The 20,375-nt window shown below is 66.3% G+C and carries 13 protein-coding genes and 3 rRNA genes; 9 read left to right on the forward strand and 7 right to left on the reverse strand.

Annotation, left to right across the window (positions count from 1 at the left end):
* Window positions 1-5 precede the first annotated feature (5 nt).
* Window positions 6-1,067, reverse strand: a complete 1,062-nt coding sequence (locus NOV86_RS12200; RefSeq protein ID WP_267641673.1) for a quinone-dependent dihydroorotate dehydrogenase — start codon at window positions 1,065-1,067, stop codon at window positions 6-8.
* A 66-nt stretch (window positions 1,068-1,133) separates the two neighbouring features.
* Window positions 1,134-1,331, reverse strand: a complete 198-nt coding sequence (locus NOV86_RS12205; RefSeq protein WP_267641674.1) for a hypothetical protein — start codon at window positions 1,329-1,331, stop codon at window positions 1,134-1,136.
* A gap of 244 nt (window positions 1,332-1,575) precedes the next feature.
* Here NOV86_RS12205 and NOV86_RS12210 point away from each other — a divergent pair, with 244 nt between their 5' ends.
* The 4 genes from NOV86_RS12210 (at window position 1,576) to rrf (ending at window position 7,630) form a co-directional block, all read left to right on the forward strand.
* Window positions 1,576-1,881, forward strand: a complete 306-nt coding sequence (locus NOV86_RS12210; RefSeq protein ID WP_267641675.1) for a non-histone chromosomal MC1 family protein — start codon at window positions 1,576-1,578, stop codon at window positions 1,879-1,881.
* A 745-nt stretch (window positions 1,882-2,626) separates the two neighbouring features.
* Window positions 2,627-4,099: ribosomal RNA gene (locus NOV86_RS12215) — 16S ribosomal RNA — on the forward strand.
* A gap of 364 nt (window positions 4,100-4,463) precedes the next feature.
* A 23S ribosomal RNA gene (locus NOV86_RS12220) occupies window positions 4,464-7,379 on the forward strand.
* 129 nt (window positions 7,380-7,508) lie between these two features.
* A 5S ribosomal RNA gene (rrf, locus tag NOV86_RS12225) occupies window positions 7,509-7,630 on the forward strand.
* Together the 16S, 23S and 5S rRNA genes form the textbook arrangement of a ribosomal RNA operon.
* A gap of 120 nt (window positions 7,631-7,750) precedes the next feature.
* Here the strand turns inward: rrf and NOV86_RS12230 are convergent.
* The 4 genes from NOV86_RS12230 to NOV86_RS12245 all read right to left on the reverse strand — a co-directional run bounded on the left by NOV86_RS12230 (window position 7,751) and on the right by NOV86_RS12245 (window position 11,252).
* Complete coding sequence (locus NOV86_RS12230) at window positions 7,751-8,488, reverse strand: sugar phosphate isomerase/epimerase family protein (protein WP_267641676.1); 738 nt, start codon at window positions 8,486-8,488, stop codon at window positions 7,751-7,753.
* Between the two features lie 58 nt (window positions 8,489-8,546).
* The gene (locus NOV86_RS12235; protein WP_267641677.1) at window positions 8,547-8,936 is read right to left on the reverse strand and encodes a DUF7970 domain-containing protein; all 390 of its coding nucleotides are present in this window, start codon (window positions 8,934-8,936) and stop codon (window positions 8,547-8,549) included.
* On the reverse strand, window positions 8,933-9,808 hold the full coding sequence (locus NOV86_RS12240) for a ParA family protein (protein WP_267641678.1): 876 nt from the start codon (window positions 9,806-9,808) through the stop codon (window positions 8,933-8,935). Before NOV86_RS12240 ends, NOV86_RS12235 begins: the two co-directional genes overlap by 4 nt.
* A 679-nt stretch (window positions 9,809-10,487) precedes the next feature.
* Window positions 10,488-11,252 (reverse strand): TraB/GumN family protein, encoded by a 765-nt coding sequence (locus NOV86_RS12245; protein ID WP_267641679.1) that lies wholly within the window; start codon window positions 11,250-11,252, stop codon window positions 10,488-10,490.
* 184 nt (window positions 11,253-11,436) lie between these two features.
* Between NOV86_RS12245 and NOV86_RS12250 the strand changes: the two genes are divergently transcribed.
* Window positions 11,437-11,625 carry a hypothetical protein gene (locus NOV86_RS12250; RefSeq protein ID WP_267641680.1) on the forward strand — a complete coding sequence of 63 codons (189 nt, stop codon included), beginning with the start codon at window positions 11,437-11,439 and terminating at the stop codon, window positions 11,623-11,625.
* Between the two features lie 45 nt (window positions 11,626-11,670).
* Here NOV86_RS12250 and NOV86_RS12255 read toward each other — a convergent pair whose 3' ends face one another.
* A complete protein-coding gene (locus tag NOV86_RS12255; protein ID WP_267641681.1) occupies window positions 11,671-13,920 on the reverse strand; it encodes an amino acid permease in 2,250 nt (749 codons plus the stop codon).
* Between the two features lie 500 nt (window positions 13,921-14,420).
* On the opposite strand from NOV86_RS12255, the gene NOV86_RS12260 reads away from it, so the two are divergent.
* From NOV86_RS12260 to NOV86_RS12275, 4 genes are all read left to right on the forward strand, one after another.
* Entirely contained in the window at window positions 14,421-14,825 is a 405-nt protein-coding gene (locus NOV86_RS12260) for a hypothetical protein (protein WP_267641682.1), read from the forward strand.
* 162 nt (window positions 14,826-14,987) lie between these two features.
* Entirely contained in the window at window positions 14,988-18,131 is a 3,144-nt protein-coding gene (locus tag NOV86_RS12265; protein ID WP_267641683.1) for a transglutaminase TgpA family protein, read from the forward strand.
* 1 nt (window position 18,132) lies between these two features.
* Window positions 18,133-18,918 (forward strand): DUF7269 family protein, encoded by a 786-nt coding sequence (locus tag NOV86_RS12270; protein WP_267641684.1) that lies wholly within the window; start codon window positions 18,133-18,135, stop codon window positions 18,916-18,918.
* The gene (locus NOV86_RS12275) at window positions 18,915-20,369 is read left to right on the forward strand and encodes a DUF58 domain-containing protein (RefSeq protein WP_267641685.1); all 1,455 of its coding nucleotides are present in this window, start codon (window positions 18,915-18,917) and stop codon (window positions 20,367-20,369) included. Before NOV86_RS12270 ends, NOV86_RS12275 begins: the two co-directional genes overlap by 4 nt.
* Window positions 20,370-20,375: the final 6 nt, after the last annotated feature.

Below are 20,375 nucleotides of genomic sequence, written 5' to 3' on the forward strand. Positions count from 1 at the left end.
GCGTTTCAGTCGTCGAGGTCCGCCCCGACCGCCGCCTCGACGGAATCGAAGCCGTCGCGCTCCAGCAGGTCGAGCAGGCCCCGATTGATGTCACGTGCGAGGGAGGGGCCCTCGTAGACGAGGCCGGTGTAGAGCTGGACGAGCGAGGCACCGGCGCGGATCTTCGCGTAGGCGCCTTCTGCGTCCGAGACGCCACCGACGCCGACGACGGGGACGTCGACGCGCTCGGCGACGAAGCGGACCATCTCGGTCGCGCGGTCCTCGATGGGGGCACCCGAGAGCCCGCCGGACTGGGCCGCGTTGGGGCTCCGGAGGGAGTCCGGCCGTTCCGTGGTGGTGTTGGTCGCGACGACGCCGTCGAGGTCGAGGTCGGTCACGATGTCGAGGGCGTCCTCGACCGCCGGCTCGGGGAGGTCGGGCGAGAGCTTGACGAGCAGGGGCGACGCGCCGGCGTCTTTCACCGCACCGAGGATGGCCTCCATCTGGTCGCGGTTCTGGAGGTCGCGCATGCCTTCGGAGTTCGGACAGGAGACGTTCACGACGAAGAAGTCGCCGCCGTCGGCGACCTGCTCGTAGGTGTAGCGGTAGTCCCCGGGGGCGTCCTCGGACGGCGTCGACTCCGAGAGCGCGATATTGACGCCGACGGGGATGTCGGGGCGGTCGAGGGCGCGAAGTCGCTGACCGACGCGGTCGGCGCCCTGGTTGTTCAGCCCCATGCGGTTGACGATGGCACGGTCCTCGCGCAGGCGGAACATCCGCGGGCGCGGGTTGCCCGGCTGTGGTTCGGCGGTGACGCCACCGACCTCGACGTGGCCGAACCCGAGGGCGGCGACGGTCCGGGGGACCTCCGCGTTCTTGTCGAACCCGGCGGCGACGCCGACCGGGGAGGGGAACTCCTGGTCGAGTACGTCGACGTGCAGGCGGTCGTCCGCCACGCGATACCGGTTCGCCAGCGCGCTCTCGACCGGCGTCCCTTGCACCGCCGACAGCATCCCGTGGACCGCACCGTGCGCTGTCTCGGCGGGCAGCGCGAACAGCAACGGCCTGACGGCATCGTAGAGCGTCATCTACGCATCAGGGGGAGACGAACCCGTAAAAGCGTCCCGAAGCACCGGTGACCGATGGTACGACGGTTAGAACTCGTGTTCGACCTCGTCCTGGTCTGCTTTCTGGATGATGATCTTGTCCTCCCGCACGCGTACGAAGACCTCGTCACCGATCTCCATGCCGGCGACTGCGAGTTCGTCCTCGTGGAGGTTGATGTGCACGTTGTGGTATTCCCCGTTCTCGTCTTTGGCACCACTCGGGCTCAACTTCTTTTTCCGTACCATCGCGGTAGTCTATCTCGTGTGTTCGCCACAGGACATACTTAAGTGTTTTCTACGGCTGAACACAGGCCGACACATCACGCGCACAGAATGTTTCACGCGCGAAATCCACCCCAAAATCGGGAATCACGAGACGGAGTGGACCTCCATTTTGGGGCCCGTATATAAACACATCGTCGCCGTCGCCCGTTTTCGGGGGATATCTTTATCATGGGGCGTGTGTTGCTGTGACATGGAGGGAAAAATCATGGTACGTGAAGATGGTAAGCGAAACTTCGCTCTCCGCGAAGCGAACGGTGAGACGAGTGTCTTCTCTGGCAACACGCCACGGCAGGCAGCACTGAAGGCTGCACGTCGGCTCGACCCGGCACCGAGCGAGGACGACGCAGACCGCATCGAACTCCGACTTCGGGAGAAAGGCACCGACAAAGTCCACATCTACGAGGGCTGGGCGTGGCGCGAGACCGCACCCGACGACAAACCCGACTGGATGCCGAGTGAGATCACCGAGGCGAACGTCTCGAAGAAGGGGATCGAACACCTCGACGAGTGACGGGGCGCCCGCGCGAGGACGCGCGAATCAACAATCGTTTTTACCCGGACATCGCACGCAGAGGTACGCGGCTCACACCCGACCAGACCCGACGCGACACGCGAGGGATGACCGGTCGGCCTCCATCCGCGTAACATCGTCCTGCACCCACGAGCTGTCGCTGTGTCGACCGGCCCGGCCGTCTGTGACACCGTTGTCACGTCAATGTATTCCCACAGGAGCGCCAGTTCGACGGGGTTAAATGTGCCACTCCCATCTGTCTGAATGTGAACGACGTGGCGCCTCGCGCCACTCCCTCCGGCCGCGACCCGGCACGGAGGCAGGCACGTCTCCAGTGTCCGGACATCGGGCGTCGTCCCGTCGAGTGACCCTCGACGTCGGGTGCGTTTCGATGTCCTTATATCGTCGAGGACGCTGGAGTACGAACGCAAACGCACAACGTGATTCGGGACGCGTTGAATCCGTGTCCCAATCTCGGACCGCTGTCCGTCGGGGTCGCCCCGGCGGACGCAGGCAGACTTCGAAGGGTTTAATACCTGTCTCGGGGTATGTTTAGGTCCGAAAGGAAATGAGGATTCCACCCCTGCGGTCCGCCGTATACGATGGAATCTGATGTTAGCCTTGGTAGTTCGGTGACGCCTGATCGGCCACGCCGATTCGGTTCACCGAACATGGACCACGCAATGTGAGGATACACCATTTCGATGGTGTACCCGCCACGCCCCCCGAGCATCCGCTCGGGAGCATTCCGGTTGATCCTGCCGGAGGTCATTGCTATTGGAGTCCGATTTAGCCATGCTAGTTGCACGAATTCATATTCGTAGCAGATAGCTCAGTAACACGTGGCCAAACTACCCTATGGAGAGTGATAACCTCGGGAAACTGAGGCTAATAACTCATAACGCTCTATCCCTGGAATGGGTTGAGCCGGAAACGCTCCGGCGCCATAGGATGTGGCTGCGGCCGATTAGGTAGACGGTGGGGTAACGGCCCACCGTGCCAATAATCGGTACGGGTTGTGAGAGCAAGAGCCCGGAGACGGAATCTGAGACAAGATTCCGGGCCCTACGGGGCGCAGCAGGCGCGAAAACTTTACACTGCACGACAGTGCGATAAGGGGACTCCGAGTGCGTGGGCATAGTGCCCTCGCTTTTGTGAACCGTAGGGAGGTTCACGAATAAGAGCTGGGCAAGACCGGTGCCAGCCGCCGCGGTAACACCGGCAGCTCGAGTGATGACCGATATTATTGGGCCTAAAGCGTCCGTAGCCGGCCAGGCAAGTCTGTTGGGAAATCTGCTCGCTCAACGAGCAGGCGTCCAGCAGATACTGTTTGGCTTGGGACCGAGAGACTCAAGGGGTACGTCTGGGGTAGGAGTGAAATCCTGTAATCCTGGACGGACCGCCGATGGCGAAAGCACCTTGAGAGATCGGATCCGACGGTGAGGGACGAAAGCTGGGGTCACGAACCGGATTAGATACCCGGGTAGTCCCAGCTGTAAACGATGCCAGTTAGGTTTGGCGCGGGCTACGAGCTCGTGCTGTGCCGCAGCGAAGGCGATAAACTGGCCGCCTGGGAAGTACGTCCGCAAGGATGAAACTTAAAGGAATTGGCGGGGGAGCACTACAACCGGAGGAGCCTGCGGTTTAATTGGACTCAACGCCGGACATCTCACCAGCTCCGACAGTATGCAGTGAAGGTCAGTGTGATGAGCTTACCTGAGCTACTGAGAGGAGGTGCATGGCCGCCGTCAGCTCGTACCGTGAGGCGTCCTGTTAAGTCAGGCAACGAGCGAGACCCGCACTCCTAATTGCCAGCAGCAGTTTCGACTGGCTGGGTACATTAGGAGGACTGCCAGTGCCAAACTGGAGGAAGGAACGGGCAACGGTAGGTCAGTATGCCCCGAATGAGCTGGGCTACACGCGGGCTACAATGGTCGAGACAATGGGAAGCTACCTCGAGAGAGGGCGCTAATCTCCGAAACTCGATCGTAGTTCGGATTGCGGGCTGAAACTCGCCCGCATGAAGCTGGATTCGGTAGTAATCGCACCTCAGAAGGGTGCGGTGAATACGTCCCTGCTCCTTGCACACACCGCCCGTCAAAGCACCCGAGTGAGGTCCGGATGAGGCCACCGTAACGGTGGTCGAATCTGGGCTTCGCAAGGGGGCTTAAGTCGTAACAAGGTAGCCGTAGGGGAATCTGCGGCTGGATCACCTCCACAGACCGGGACCAGGCACCACGCCTGGCCCACTATCGACTCGTCCGACGTCGTCCGTCCGGGCGCTTTAGAACCACCAAGGCTCGGAACCTGAACCTCATGCTGGAACGCCCTGATATCAGAGGCGTCTGGGTTCGACTCCCAGGGAGGTTCGTACCTTCAGGGTGAAATCAAATCGCTCCCCTTAAGTGTGGGACGACGAAACGATTTCATCCTGAAAGAAAACCGATGCACCATCCCGTGCAAGCGAGGGTGGGAAGGGTCGAACGTATGCCCGGCGACTACCGGGGTGCGTGATGAAACCGTGTGTAAACGCAATCCAGACGTCCACTGGACCTTTCACCAGGTAACAGTGAACGTCCCACTCAGCGTGGCTACTTTGCCACCTGGTGGATGGCTCGGCTCGAGTGCCGACGAAGGACGTGCCAAGCTGCGAAAAGCCGTGGGGACCCGCACGGAGGGTAAGAACCACGGATCTCCTAATAGGAATCCTCTCGCAATTGCCTTGCGCAATGGGGAACGCCGGGAATTGAAACATCTCAGTACCGGCAGGAAGAGAAAGCAATCCGCGATGTCGTTAGTAACGGCGAGTAAACGCGACACAGTCCAAACCGAAGCCCTCACGGGCAATGTGGTGTTCGGACTGACTCTCACTGCTCGACCGTCTGCGTGAAGTCTCTTGGAACAGAGCACGATACAGGGTGACAGTCCCGTAACCCAGACCAGTACAGCACGCGTCAGCTCCAGAGTAGCGGGGGTTGGATATCCCTCGTGAATATGGCAGGCATCTACTGCCAAGACTAAATACTACTCGAGACCGATAGTGAACAAGTAGCGTGAGCGAACACTGAAAAGCACCCCGAGAAGGGAGGTGCAATAGGGCCTGAAATCAGGTGGCGATGGAGCGACGTGGCACGAAAGGTCCTGTGAAAAACGACCTGGCCGCAAGGCCGCAGTAGGAATCACAGGAAGCCGGTGTCGCGTCGTGCGTTTTGAAAAACGAGCCAGGGAGTGTATCTGATCGACGAGTCTAACCCGTGTACCGGGGAAGGCGTAGGGAAACCGACAAGGCCGCAGTATTACCAGGGCCGCCGTGTTCAAGCGCGGGGAGTCGACCGGATACGACCCGAAACCAGATGATCTATGCGTGGGCAAGGTGAAGCGTGCCGAAAGGCACGTGGAGGCCTGTTAGAGTTGGTGTCCTTCAATACCCTCTCGTGACCTACGTATAGGGGTGAAAGGCCCATCGAATCTGGCAACAGCTGGTTCCAGCCGAAACATGTCGAAGCATGACCTCTGCTGAGGTAGTTCGTGGGGTAGAGCGACCGATTGGGAGACTCGCCGTCGAGAGACGTCGACCTCCCTGTCAAACTCCAAACCTACGAACGCCGTCGATGCAGGGAGTCCGGTGTGCGGGGTAAGCCTGTGCACCATGAGGGAGACAACCCAGAGTCGGGTTAAGGACCCAAAATGCGGACTAAGTGCGATTGAAGGTGGTCTCAAGCCCTAAACAGCCGGGAGGTGAGCTTAGAAGCAGCTACCCTCTAAGAAAAGCGTAACAGCTTACCGGCCGAGGTTTGAGGCGCCGAAAATGATCGGGGCTCAAGTCCGCTTCCGAGACCTGACGATGCTCTTGATCGAGCAATTCCGTAGGCTGGCGCTCTATACGGGTGGAAGCACGGGTGAGAACTCGTGTGGACCGTATAGTGACGAAAATCCTGGCCATAGTAGCAGCGTTAGTCGGGTGAGAACCCCGACGGCCGAACGAGCAAGGGTTCCTCGACAATGCCAATCAGTCGAGGGTTAGCCGATCCTAAGTCACACCGTAATTCGAATGTGACAACAGGGAAACTGGTTAATATTCCAGTGCTCTCATACACTCAAAGCTGACGCTTTGGGGACAATCGAGCTGGGCCTTCGCCCAGTCGAACCGTGGAAATCCGTGGAAGCCGTAATGGCACGAAGCGGACGAATCACGGGATAGCGCAAGTCGATCGTACCTAGAGCCCGTGAAAAGGCGAGTATGAGATTCGTACCAAGAACCGACACAGGTGCTCGTGGCAGTGAAAGCCAAGGCCTGTCGGGAACAACCGACGTTAGGGAATTCGGCAAGTTAGTCCCGTAAGTTCGCGATAAGGGATGCCTGCCCTGTATAGGGGCAGGTCGCAGTGACTCGGACGCTCCGACTGTCTAGTAACAACATAGGTGACCGCAAATCCGCAAGGACTCGTACGGTCACTGAATCCTGCCCAGTGCGGGTATCTGAACACCTAGTACAATAGGACGAAGGACCCGTCAACGGCGGGGGTAACTATGACCCTCTTAAGGTAGCGTAGTACCTTGCCGCTTCAGTAGCGGCTTGCATGAATGGATCAACGAGAGCGTCACTGTCCCAACGTTGGGCCCGGTGAACTGTACGTTCCAGTGCGGAGTCTGGAGACCCCCAAGGGGAAGCGAAGACCCTATAGAGCTTTACTGCAGGCTGTCGCTGGGACACGGTCGCTAATGTGCAGGATAGGTAGGAGTCATTACACAGGTACCCGCGCTAGCGGGCCACCGAGACATCACTGAAATACTACCCATTAGTGACTGTGACCCTCACTCCGGGAGGAGGACACCGGTAGCCGGGCAGTTTGACTGGGGCGGTACGCGCTTGAAAAGATATCGAGCGCGCCCTAAGTCCATCTCATCCGAGTCGGAGACTCGGAGAAGAGCGCAAGAGCATAAGATGGGCTGACAATGATCTTCCTAACGAGGATCGTTGACGCGAAAGCGTGGTCTAGCGAACCAATCATCCTGCTTGATGCGGGAGATTGATGACAGAAAAGCTACCTTAGGGATAACAGAGTCGTCACGCGCAAGAGCACATATCGACCGCGTGGCTTGCTACCTCGATGTCGGTTCCCTCCATCCTGCCCGTGCAGAAGCGGGCAAGGGTGAGGTTGTTCGCCTATTAAAGGAGGTCGTGAGCTGGGTTTAGACCGTCGTGAGACAGGTCGGCTGCTATCTATTGGGGGTGCTATGGCACCTGACGTGAACGTTCGTATAGTACGAGAGGAACTACGAATGGTGACCACTGGTGTACCGGTTGTCCGAGAGGGCACGTGCCGGGCAGCTACGTCACACGGGGTAAGAGCTGAATGCATCTAAGCTCGAAACCCACATGGAAAAGAGGTGCCGCTGAGACCACTCGTAGAAGACGAGTTCGATAGACTCGGGGTGTACGCGTCAAGGCAACGAGACGTTCAGCCCGCGAGCACTAACAGGTCGAGCCACACAATCATACCGCATACTGGGATCGATCACCGTTCTGGTGAGAGGTCCAGGCGTTAACTGGATTGCGTTTACACACTGGTTTCAAGACCACCGATATTGGATCATGGTCGCGGTTCGATTCCGCGAATCGGCGTTAAGGCGGCCAGAGCGGTGAGGTTACACCCGTACCCATCCCGAACACGGAAGTTAAGCTCACCTGCGTTTGGGCGAGTACTGGAGTGCGCGAGCCTCTGGGAAAACCCATTCGCCGCCTCCATTCATACTACAAGCCACACACCCGTCGTGGGTGTGTGGCTTTCTTCATTTATCGTCCGGGAGTGCCGACAGTGTGCTCCGGGCAGCGACCGCGCCCATAGTGGCAACACCGGCCAGTTCGTCACTCGAAGTCGGCGAGGACCGTCGCCCCGTGTTCAGCAGCCCCGAAGGGGTCGGCCGGGTCGTCGTGTTCGTAGATCGCCCACTCGATCTCGTGCTCGCGGACAGCCCGGGCACAGGCGTCGACGTCGAGGAGTCCGTCCCCGACATTCGTGGGCTCGCCCGTCTCGGGAGCCACGTCGAAGACGTGCACGAGCGGTATCTGTTCGTGGTACGCCTCGAGCAACGCGACCGGGTCGTACCCGGCGGCGGTGACCCAGCCGAGGTCGACCTCGAACCGGAGTGGGTCGTCGGCCGCCTCCAGGAGCTGGACGAACGCGGGCGCTCCGTCGACGGTGACGAACTCGTGGTCGTGGTTGTGGTAGCACAGCCGGATGCCGTGGTCGCGACAACGCTCGGCGAGCGCGACCAGCTCGGTCGCGGTGTCCTCGATGGCACCCCGGGACGCGAAGTGGGCGTCGTCGAGGTACGGGACGACCAGGGTGTCGCATCCGAGGTCACGATAGAACCCGACGGTCGCTTCGAGGTCTGCGGTCAGGGTCTCGAACCCGACGTGTGCGGCGACGGTCTCCAGCCCGGTTTCCTCGAGTGCAGCCGCGACGGCGTCGGGGTCGGCGTCGCCGACCCGTGTCGCGAACTCCACGCCGTCGAAGCCCAGCTCCCCAGCGCGGCGGACGACGGTCTCGAGGGGCTGGTCGACGCGGCGGAGCGAGTACAACTGGACGGCAGGGCGTGCCATGCCCGAGGTACCGGTCGCCCGTCTGAAAGCAGTGGGGGTGGCGGCGATTCCGCGGTGGCTACTCGTCGAAACGCATCCCGTAGCCCCAGTCCTCCAGCTGTCCCTCGACCTCGTCGAGGTGCTGGAGCCCGACGGCCACGAGTGCTTCCCGGAGGTCGGTCAGGGAGACGTTGTCATCGAACCGCGTCTCGAGGTCCTCGAGAGCGTCGCGTTCGGCGTCCTTCGTCGCCGGCTGCAGAAACAGCGGCACGCGGTCGCGGCCGTCCTGGACGCTGTCGCGGCGGAACTTGTACGGGATGGACATCGAGTTCTGGCTCGTCCTGGCTCCACCGCTCGCGGCTGGGTTCCCGTCCGAAGGAGTGGCCTCGTCGCTCTCCTCCCGGGTGTTCGTCTCTGCTGTGTCGTCGGCGAAGGGGTCCTCGCCCGCACCTTTCTTCATCCCCGTCATGCGGACATCACCTGGTGGTCGAGGTCGCCCGGCTCCGGTGGGTTCGGCGCTTCGAGCCCGACCTCGGCCTCGAGGTGGCGCGCGAGGCGGTCGAACTGTGCGAGCGTCTCGAGTTCGTAGTCGCGCCGCCGGTCGCGGTGCTCGCTGACGTAGGTGAACGCCGAGCACTGTTGCATCCAGCAGCCTTCCATCAGCGAGCTGCGCTCGCCGACGATCTCGGGGATGGGGTAGTCGATCTCTTCGAGGATGGTCCGCTGGTCGCGCGTGTCCTTGAATCCGACCGGGACAGCGGCGAGCACGCCGACATCGACGTCGAGTTGCTCCTCGAAGCCGCCGACGAGTGCTTCCAGGCCTTCGACGGCGGCTCGCCCCTTCGCGCTCGGCTCCACGGGGATGACCAGCGACCGGGTCGCGTGGATGGCGTTGTAGAGGTGCGGGCCCTCGGTCGCGGGTGGGTCACAGATGAGCACGTCGTACTCGTCGGGAACGCCGGCGTCACGGAGCACGCGCAGGAGCTGGGCGTGCATCCCGAACGCCTCGCCCATCGCTTCGGCCTGGTCCTTCTCGCGCTGGAGGTACTCCGCGAGGTCCGAGAGCATGTTGTGTTCGGGGACGATATCGACGCCCTCGACGGTCCGGACGAGGTCGTCGAACTCGCCCTTCGGGCGGCGGATGAGGTGCCGGACGAGGTTGTCGACGGGTTCGGTCCGCTGGTCGTCGACGCCGAACAGTCGCGAGAGGTCTCCGTCCTGGGGGTCGAGTGGGACGACGAGTGGCTTCAGCCCGGCCCGGGCATGTGCCACCGCGAGGTTCGCGGCGGTGGTCGTCTTGCCGACCCCGCCTGCCTCGCTGTAGGTCGAGTACGCTAACATGTGCTCGTGATTCGTGCCCGTCGTCTTGAATGTTCACCGATGATGTTCACTACAGATGTTCATAGTGAACATAACTGGTGAACAGAAGCAGTGAACATCATCGGTGAACACGCTACCGTACCCGTGTTCACCGAGTTTGTTCACCAGAAATGTTCATCGTACTTGTTCACCGTACTTGTTCACTATTCTTGTTCACTATTCTTGTTCACTATTCTTGTTCACTATGTCTGTTCACGATATCTGTTCATCAGGTTTGTTCACCGGTTCTAGTCAGCATCCGTGTTCACCGAGGTCGTTCACCGACTTCGTTCGCGGCTGCTTCCGACGCCATCTCGACCCGCCCGTACGATGCTGGGGCCCGGGTGCCGGTCCGAGCCGGCGCGTACACGAATCACTGTACGAGTGCCAGATTTAAGACGGCTGGTTTCGCCCGCGATAGCAGAAATGTATGGGTGTAGGTATATTTCGTGTCCCAACAGACTGGATGAGTCTGTGTGAACACGAGAATTCTCGGCGAATCCGGGAGATTTCCGGATATATCGAATAGCACGATATAGATCGGGCTCCAGCCGCATCGACCGAGTGTCTTACCGAATGTGTCGTGATGAGAACGACGGAACGAATCCCAGATGCTCACCGGTTCGAGCCGCGGTCCCGAAACATCGAGATTCTGTAAGATTCAGTGCCCGGTGTCGACCCGGTCGGTGACCGCGTCGAGGTGCTCGAGGCCGACGACCGCCACGACGTCGCCCGACTCCCTGAGCTGGTCAAGGCGGCGGGCCATCGTCTTCTCGCGGGCGGTGTCGAGCAGCGATATCGGGAGTGGCGTCTTCGTCGCGCCCCGCAGCGCCCGGTTGCGGGAGATGAGTCGTTCCTCGTCGTCGGCCTGCACGGCCGGCGGGTCCTCGTGCGAGCAGTCGTGGGCCATCTCGGGGACGGTGTCGTCCATCGAGACGAGGCCCGCCGGTCCCATGACGGCGGCGAGCCGGCACTGGACCGCGTGGCGTGAGAGGTCCGCCACGTCGCTGAGGACCCGCCGGGCGGTCAGCATCGCGGCGTCCCGGTCCCGGAGTTCCGCGACCACGGTCCGGAGGAAGGACCCGGTCGGCGCGTCGATGCCGACCGCACGAGCGTCGGGGCCCATCGCCTGGATCGCCGCGCTCATCTCGCCGCCGCGACTGGGTGGAATCTCGCTCTCGCCGGCGTACTGCTCGAACAGTGGCACCGCGAGTGGTGCGAGCTCGAGCGCGACCACGTCGGGGGTGAGGGTCTGGACCACGTGCTGGACGCGGTAGATGCTCGCGGGGTGGTCGTGGACGATGCCGAGCAGGGTGAGCGACCCGGTGTCGTCGGTGCCCGGGACCGTCCGGGTGTGGGCTGCGCTCACCCGCGGGTCGTCGATACTCTCGAGGTCGAAGGCGTTCGTGTCGCTGGTGTCGGCCATCTGTGGGGGGAAGTGGTGCGACCGACCGGGTCGTCACGTCGAGGCTGACCGAGGTTATGTCCTGAATGGTAAAGGTCTATCGGCGGTTGCGCGGCCGGCTTACCCGGACGCAGCCCGGTTACCCTCGCGTAATGTAGGTATACGAACCTTTATGGCATGTTAACGTGTAACATGGGGTGCGCACATGAGCCAGGCAGATTCATCCGACGAACTCGCACAGCTCTTCGTCGACATCACGGGGACGACGACCACGACGGAGCGACAGACCGAAGCCACCCACGGCGTCGTCGACGCCGAACTCGAGGCCGAGGTCAGAGACGCTCTCAGGGAGACGGGGTTGGAGGACACGCTGTCGGAGCCGGACACCGGCTGAGGCAGGCAGCCCGGCGGGACTACCGCCGAGAGCCCGTTTTCGGAGTTACTGGCGCCCGAGCAGCCGCTCCCGGAGCGACCGCTTGTGCGGCCGCTCCGCCAGCAGTACGGTCGTATCGAGGTCCTCGAGGACGGACAGCGCCAGCGAGCCGCCGACCAGCCGGGACAGGAGCCCCCGCTCGGTCGCCCCGACGAGGACGAGCGACTTGTCGGCCGCCGCCTCGCCGATGGCGGTCTCGACGTCGCCTGTCTCGACCAGTAGCTCCACATCCTCGAGGTCGTGGTCGGCGACCCAGTCCTCGAGGAACGCCCGTCCAGTGGCCGCGTCGTCGGCGACGTGCAGCACCGAGACGCTGGCGCCGACCGTCTCCTGCAGCGCCTGCGCGATCTCGGCGGACAGGTCGGACGACTGGCCGCCCGCAGTCGGCAGGAGGATCGTCTCGGGGTCGAACCCTCGTTCGTCGAGCACGAGCACGTCACACGGCAGGTCGTGGGTGAGCTCGTCGAGCGCCCCCTCGACCCGCCCGCCGGCGAGTTTCGTACTTCTGGCGCCCATGACCAGCCGGTCCACGTCGTGTTCGCGGGCGGCGTCGAACACCTCCGCGAGCCCCTCGTGGGAGAGGATGGTCAGCGTCTCGACCGGCACGTCCAGTTCTTCGGCGTCGGCCTGGGCGTCGGCCAGGAGCCGTTCGGAGGCTCGCGGCAGGCGGTCGCGCTGGGCGGCAGCAGCCGCCAGCGAGGTCTGGTCGGGCACCTGGACGATGTGGGTCGCGAGGACGCGGCCGCCCTCGTGTTTCGCGAGGATGGACCCGAGCGTCACCAGCGCCCGCTCGGTCCGGGGGTTCGAGACGGCGACCATCGTCGTGGGGGCGTCGTCGTCGGCATCCGACCCGTTCGGCGCGAGGGTCGCCGCCGCCTCGACGACGGTGGGGGGCAGTTCCCCGTCCCGGTCGAGGATGTAGCGGCCGAGGAGGCCCTGTCTGGTGGTGTGGCGCCGGGCGTACAGGCCGTACCAGACGACCGCCCCGAGGACGAACACGCCCGACAGGAGCAGTTCCTGCTCGCCGACGAACGCCAGCAGCCCCAGCGACAGGACGATGCCGACGATGGGGGTGATCGGGTAGAACGGGACGGTGAAGTCCGGGTCGTACTCGGGGTCGGTCTCCCGGAAGACGATCAGCGCGACGTTCATCAGCGCGTAGACGACCAGGTGGAGCACGCTGGCCGCCTTCGCGAGCACCTCGATGTCCCGGCCGAGCGCCGCGATGAAGACGATGATGACGGCGCCCGTGATGATGATGGAGCGATACGGGGTCGCGTACGTCGGGTGGATCTCGTTGAGCCAGTTGGTGACGATGCGCTCGCGCCCCATCGCGAAGTTGATGCGGGCCGACGCCAGGATGGACGCGTTCGCGCTCGAGGCCGTCGCGAGCAGCGCCCCCAGCGTCACGATGGTGGCCGCGAACGCCGCGAGGCCGCCCGGGAAGGCGACCTGCGTGGCCTGGGTCAGCGGCGCGTCCTGGCTCAGGTCGGGCCAGGGCACCACGCCGAGCATGATGCTCACGAGGATGGCGTAGAGGACGGTCACGATGACGACGCTGCCGATGATCGCCAGTGGGAGGTTCCGGCCGGGGTTCTTCAGCTCCTCGGCGACGGTCGCGATCTTCGCGTACCCGAGGAAGGAGACGAACACGAGCGCCGTCCCCGGGAGGATGGCGCCGTAGCCGAACGGCGCGACCCCGCCGTCACCGAGCAGCGTCGCGAGGTCGAACGACAGCCAGCCCTGGATCGCGAACAGGCCGAGGATGGCCAGCAGGATGGTGACGATGACCGTCTGGACGCCGCCGGTCTCCTTGGCGCCGACGTAGTTGACGCCCACGAAGACGGTGCCGGCGATGAGCGCACCGACCTGGATCTCGGAGAGGAACAGGAACCCGGGTATCGGTGCCAGCGTGGCGAGGTACTGCCCGAACCCGATGCTGTAGAAGGCGGACGCGAACGCCAGCCCCACCCAGTCGCCGAGCCCGGCGATGGAGCCGAACAGCGGGCCGAGCGCGCGGTTGACGTAGTAGTAGCCGCCGCCGGCCTTCGGCATGGCCGTCCCGAGTTCGGAGACCGACAGGGCGTTCACCAGCGCGATGAGCCCGCCGACGACGAACGAGACGATGACGATGGGCCCGGCGGTGCTGGCCGCGACCCCGGGGAGGACGAAGATGCCCGCGCCGATCATCGTCCCGATGCCGATAGTCAGCGCCGAGAGCAGCCCGAGGTCCTTCGCCAGCTCCTCGTCGCTCATCCGCGCACCTCCGTGTGCCGCGCCCGCAGCTGCCGCTTCGCGGCTGAAGGCGCCTGACACTGCGGGTACTGCGGCGCAAGCGAGACGACCGGACCGACGGCGCGGTCGAGCAGCACCATCCCGTCAGCCACCTCCGCCCCGCATCGACGAGCACGTGCACTGCTCCGTCAGCCGGGCTGCCGCCGGCTCGCGCGAGACGCGCCGTCCCAGCGTGGCGTGACGAGGGGTCGTTCTCGCCGTGTCCGTACCGAACCGTTCGTACTCGGGTATCGTTCTGTCCATGTTCGCCCCAGAGATTCCAGAACACATAAAATTCGCCATTATATTTCGAAAAGCGAAAATCGAGAGCGATAAATTGTGATTATCGAATACCTGTGGCTGTGGCGGGAAGACGGGGTGTCGTCTCGCCCATTCTGGCCGGTCGACGGCCGGAACGGTGGCTCGTGTCTCGGCTTCGGCCGTCACAACCCTCATCAGGAACACGTGACTACTCTCACGGTATGCCCAGCAGCCATACGCCCGACTCGGTCCCGGTCTGTCGCACCGAGGACGAGCACCGGGCGGCATACGCGAAGGCGAACCGCGAGGGGACCGCGCTGTTCGTCGTCGACGAGGAGGAACACGGGTTCTCGCTCGCCTACGACCTCATCCCGACCGGCCAGCGCCTCACCGCCGACGCCAGGGACGAGCTGAAGGCGTTCGGGACCGACCGCGTCGAGACCCTCGTCGAGGGCGAAGAGAGCGAGACGACGCAGTTGCACCACAGTTTCGGGGCCGCGATGGGCAACGTGTTCTACTTCGCCGAGGAGCACGTCGCCCGGGAGTTCGCGGCCGACGTCTCGGAGATCGTCCTCGACGAGACCAACTGGGAGCCGGACCCCGACGGGGCCGCCGGCCCGCGCTGACCGACCCCCGCTTCTCGGTGGCTGCACCACGACCAGCGCCCGGCCACGGCTACTCATCCGTCGAAACCCCCAGAGCGCTTAATATCTTCTTGGAGTTACAGGTGAGTAATCGCAACAGATGGAGTCGACCGACCACCAGCCGACGTCTCGGGAAGCACGCCGATGACGGGCGGCGACGGTCGTTCGCTCGGACAGGTCGTCCTCGTCGGCCTCGCCGTCTGCGGGCTGGTGCTCGCGGCCGGTATCCTCCCCGCGGTCCCGGGCCAGGCCCCACTCGGCGGACTCGCAGGTCCACAGGCCGACGCTCCGGGCGGCACGGGTGGTGCCGGCGGGGGCGACGCCGGTGGCCTCTCCGGGCTCTCGGGACTCGGCGACCTGCTGGGCCTCGGGTCCAGTGGCGACGCCACACCCCAGGACGCGGCAGCCGAACGGACCAGCGGCCCGGTGGCGACCCAGACCGGTAGCCAGGGCACCGCGACCGCTGCCGACCAGGGCGGAACCGCCACCGGTTCGGGGTCTGGCACCAGCGTCGGCACCGGGACCGGGGCCGGAACCGGTTCTGGGACAAGCACGGGCGCCGGGACCACGACGCAGTCGGAGACCGGGTCGCCCGGCTCGGAGACAGCCGAGTTCTCCGGGCTCGCCGACGCCAGCGCGGGCAGCGACCAGCAACTGACGAACGGCCCGACCGCCGGCGCGGGCGCCGAGAGCGCGCTCGCACAGACGCAGTCCGCCAGTTCGGCAGGCGTCTCCCGGCTCGCCGCACCGCCGGGGGAGACCAGCATCGGCGGCCTCGACCCCGGGGCCGCGTCGTTCCAGAACCAGTCCCCGACCCGGCTGTTCACGGTCGAGAGCCCGAAGCCGACCTACGTCCGGACCAACACCTTCGCGACCTACACCGGGACGGGCTGGGCGCGCGAGACCGACCCGGTCCCCTTCGACGGCGCGGTCCCCGACAGCGCGGCCGAGGGCGAGACGGTCGCCGGCGAGCGCATCACCCAGCGCATCACGCTCCAGACCGCCTCGTCGACGCTCCCGACCGCCTGGAAGCCGGTGGCCGTCGAGGTCGATGCCCCCGGCGCCGACCTGCAGGTCACGCCACAGGGCACCTTCCAGGCCGAGACCGCGCTCCCGAACGGGACGACCCTCACGGTCACGAGCGCGCAGCCACCCGACGACCCGGCGCGGCTGGCCGCCGCGGGGACCGACTACCCCGACGCGGTCGAGGAACGCTACACGCAACTCCCGGCCGACACGCCCCAGCGCGTCCGGGACCTGACGGCCGAGGTCACGGCCGACGCCTCGAACCCCTACGAGACGGCCCGCGCCATCGAGGCGTGGCTGGAGACCGAGAAGACGTACTCGCTGAACGCGAGCCACGACCCCGACCGGCCCGTGGTCGACCAGTTCCTCTTCGAGATGGACCGCGGCTACTGCCAGTACTTCGCCAGCTCGATGACGGTGATGCTCCGCAGCGAGGGCATCCCGGCCCGGTACGTCACCGGCTTCTCGCCCGGGCTCCGCGCCGGCGAGGACGAGTACCTCGTGACGGGGTCGAACGCCCACGCCTGGGTCGAGGTGTACGTCCCCGACACCGGCTGGGTGCGCTTCGACCCGACCCCGCCGGCCGACCGCAAGACCAGCGACCAGCGGACCTTCGACGCGGCCGCGGCAAACGCCAGCGCCGCCGGCCAGCCGGGCAGCGAGTCCATCGCGCCCCGCCAGTCCGACACCGCCGGCAGCCCCGGCGAGGACCCGCTCTCACAGAGCCCGCCGCCGTACACCGTCCAGCTCAACCGCAGCGCCGTCCCGGGCGCGAGCGTCACCGTCACCGTCTCGCGGGCGGGGACCCCCGTCGAGGGGGCGACCGTCCGCTTCGAGGGCGCGGTCGTGGGCACGACCGACGACCTCGGGCAGGTCGTCGCGACGGTCCCCTACGTCAGGGAACTCGACGTGTCGGTGACCGCGCCGGATTCGAGCGACAGCTCGGCCGCGGCGGTCCTGCCGACCCACTCGGTCCGGTTCTTCGCGGGCGGCCACGGCGTGCCGCCACCGAGCAGTTCGCCACCGGGCAGTGTCGAGCACGACGACGCCCCCGAGAACAGCACCGAATCCCGGACCTACGAGGTCGACTCGAACGTCTCCATCGAGCTCCGCGGCGCCCCCGTCCCCGGGAACACGGTCACCCTCGTCGCCGCGGTGAGGGACGTGCCGATGCGCGAGGCGGTCGTCAACATCGACGGCGAGCGCGTCGCGACCACGAACGCGACGGGCGTGGCCGAGATCGACCTGCCCGCGGACGCGGGTGGGACCGTCCCGGTGACGGTCGAACGCGGCGAGATCGCGGGGACAGCCAACGTCTCGGTCGCCGAGATCGACCTCGACGTGACGCCGGCGTACCTGCTCGCGCTGCCGGGCCAGCCCGTGACGGTGACCGTCACCGCGGGTGGCGAACCGGTCGCTGGCGTGCCAGTGCGCGTCGCCGGCCACACCGCGGGGACGACCGACGCCCGCGGCCGGGTCGACGCGGCACTCCCCGTGGCCGGGAGCGCACGAATCGTCGCGACGGTCGCGGGCCAGCTCCACCGGACCACCGTCGACGGCCTGTACCGCAACCTCGGGCTGGTGCTCGGGGGCGTCCTCCTGGTCCTGCTCGGGCTGCTCGCCGTGGCCTACCGGCGCGGGGTCACGCCGGGTGGGGTCGCCGCCCGGGTTCGCGCCGCGGTCGCGTGGGCCGCGACGATGGCGGTCGGCGCCGTCCTCGCGGTCGCGAGCCGCCTCGAGGCGCTGGGCTGGTGGCTGGACGCCGCCGCACAGCTCCGCGAGCTTCCCGGGCTCGTGGTGGCACACCTGCAGGCCCTCGCGGCGCGGCTCCACCCCGCCCGCCTGCTGGCGTTCCTGCGGGGGCTACTCCGTGCTGGCGACGCCGACCCTGCAGAGTCGCCGGGGCAGTCCTCTGGTGAGCCCGGCGGCGACCACGAGTCCGCGGCCGCGGCCGCCGCCCACCGGACGCTGCGGGACCTCTGGGCCGAGTTCATCGCGGTGGTGCGCCCGCCCAGCGTCCGGACGATGACGCCGGGCGAGATCGCCCAGTACGCCATCGACCGCGGGCTCCCGGCGGGCCCGGTCACGACCGTCACGGACGCGTTCCGCGACGCGGAGTACAGCGAGCGCGGGGCCGACGAGACCGTCCTCGACCGGGTCCGGAGCGCCCTCGCGACGGTTCGAGAGACGGCCGACGGCGGCGGTGGCGGTGGGAGTGCGGACGCGCAGCAGACGACTGCCAGTGGCGGAGGTGACGACTGAGATGGCCGGTCGCCGGCTGCTGTCGCTCCGGACCGTCCTCGTCGGCTACGGGCTGGTCGCGCTCGCGGTCGGCGCCACGTTCATCTTCGTCCCGGGGGCGGTCCCCGGCGCCCTCCGGGCCACCGTCGACGGCCTGCTCGCGACGACCGGGCCGGCCGCCCTCTCGCTCCTCGTCGCGCTGCTGGTCGGCTGTTACGCGGTCTACCGTGTCTGGCGGTCTGCCGGCGGCGACCCGGTCGAGGACGACGACCGGTTCCGCGGGGGCGACGACGGGCGCACTGGCCGCCAGAGGCGGGGCCAGGAACGCGACACCCGGACCGGGAGCGACCTCGACGCGACCCTGGCGTGGGCCGCCGCCAGCACCACGGGCGACGCCCACCCCGACCATCTCGAGACGGCGAAGACCCGGCTCCGGTCGGTGCTGCTGGACGTCCTCGAACACGGTGGCGAGTACGACGATCCGGAGCAGGCCATCGCGACCGGAGCCTGGACCGACGACGTCGTCGCCGCGGTCTTCCTCGGCGACCCCGACGAGTCCGAACTCCCGGACCTCCCGGTCTGGCGGCGGCTCTACGGCTGGCTCTACCCCTCGCGGGCGTTCCGGAGGCGCTACGAGCGCACCCTGGCCGCGGTCGAGGCCGCGTGTGCCGACACCGTCTCGGGGTACGACCCGCCCGAGCAGGTCGACGAGGACGCGGTCGACGTCGGGGACGGGTTCGAGCCCGTCGACGGCTCGGGGGAACGCGAAAGCGAGCGCGGCCAGCAGCCCGCGGAGGTGCGAGGATGACGGGCGAGGACGGCGAGGCGAGCAGGGGTTCGAGCACCGGCAGCGTGACCCGGCTCGACCGCTGGCGCGGGGCCACCGCGGCCACCGTCGCGTTCGTCGCGGCGGGCGTCGCGACGGGCCGCCCGGAACTCCTGCTCGCGGGGGCAGTCCCCCTCGCGTTCGTCGCCTACAGCGCGCTCTCGACGGTCGCGCCCGTGAGCGACGGGCTGGCGGTGGCGCGGACCGTCGAGCCCTCCTCGCCCATCCCGGGCCAGCGCGTGAGGGTGACGCTGACGGTCGAGAACACCGGGGACCGGGCGCTGACCGACGTGCGCCTCGTCGACGGCGTGCCGGACGGGCTGACGGTCGTCGACGGGACGCCCGCGGGCGCAGTGTCGCTCCGGCCGGGCGCGACCACCGAACTCGCGTACACCGTGGTCCCCCGGCGCGGGACCCACGAGTTCGCCCCGGTCGCGGCCCGGTCGCGCAGCCTGAGCGCGAGCGCGGTCGTGACCGAGGACGTCGCGACGACGGGGACCGAGACGGTCGACTGCCGGGTCACGGTCGAGGACATGCCCGTGCAGGACCAGACGATGTTCTTCACCGGGCCCCTCGCGACCGACACCGGCGGACCCGGCATCGAGTTCCACAAGACCCGGGACTACCGCCGGGGCGACCCGATGAACCGCATCGACTGGCGCCGGCTGGCCAAGCGGGGCGAACTCGTCACCATCGACTTCCAGGAGCACCGGTCGGCCCGCGTGGTCGTGGTGCTCGACGCCCGCGAGGAAGCCCGGCAGGCCGCGGCGCGCGGGTACCTGACGGGCGCGACCCTGGGCGCCTACGCCGGCGCGCTCGCGCTCGACGCGCTGGCGGACGCCGGCCACCAGGTCGGCCTCGCCGCATTCGGCATCCAGAACCCGGACGGCGGGACCCCCGCCCCGGCCTGGGTGGGCCCCGAGTCCGGCCGGGGGTTCACCGCCCGGGCGGCCCAGGTCGTCGACGCCGCGACCGCCACCGACGGGGTCGGCGCGAGTGGGCCACTGACCGGGGGCGCGGGGACCGGCGGGTCGGAGGCCGAAGACGACGGTTCCAGTCCTCGCGAGGCCGGCGAAACCGTGCCCGTCGCGACCGACGGCGGGGCGGGCACGGGTGGCACAGGCGAACCGCCGGCCGAACTCGAGCGCCTGCTCGCGCGCCTGCCCAGCGACGCGCAGGTCCTGTTCGTCACGCCCGCGCTCGACGACTTCCCGGTCACCGTGGCCCGGACGTTCCGGGGGTACGGGCACGAGACGACCGTGCTCTCGCCGGACGTGACCGGCGGCCGGAGCGCCGGCCAGCAGGTGGTGACGATGGAGCGCGCCCTGCGCCTCGACGAGGTGCGGACCGCGGGCGTCCCCGTCGTCGACTGGGCGCACGACACCCCCCTGCCGATGGCGCTGGCGCAGGCCATCCGACCCTGGGTGAACTGAAGAACC

Origin of the sequence: Haloarchaeobius amylolyticus, from assembly GCF_026616195.1 — an archaeon.
In the GTDB taxonomy this organism is placed as follows: Archaea; Halobacteriota; Halobacteria; order Halobacteriales; family Natrialbaceae; genus Haloarchaeobius; species Haloarchaeobius amylolyticus.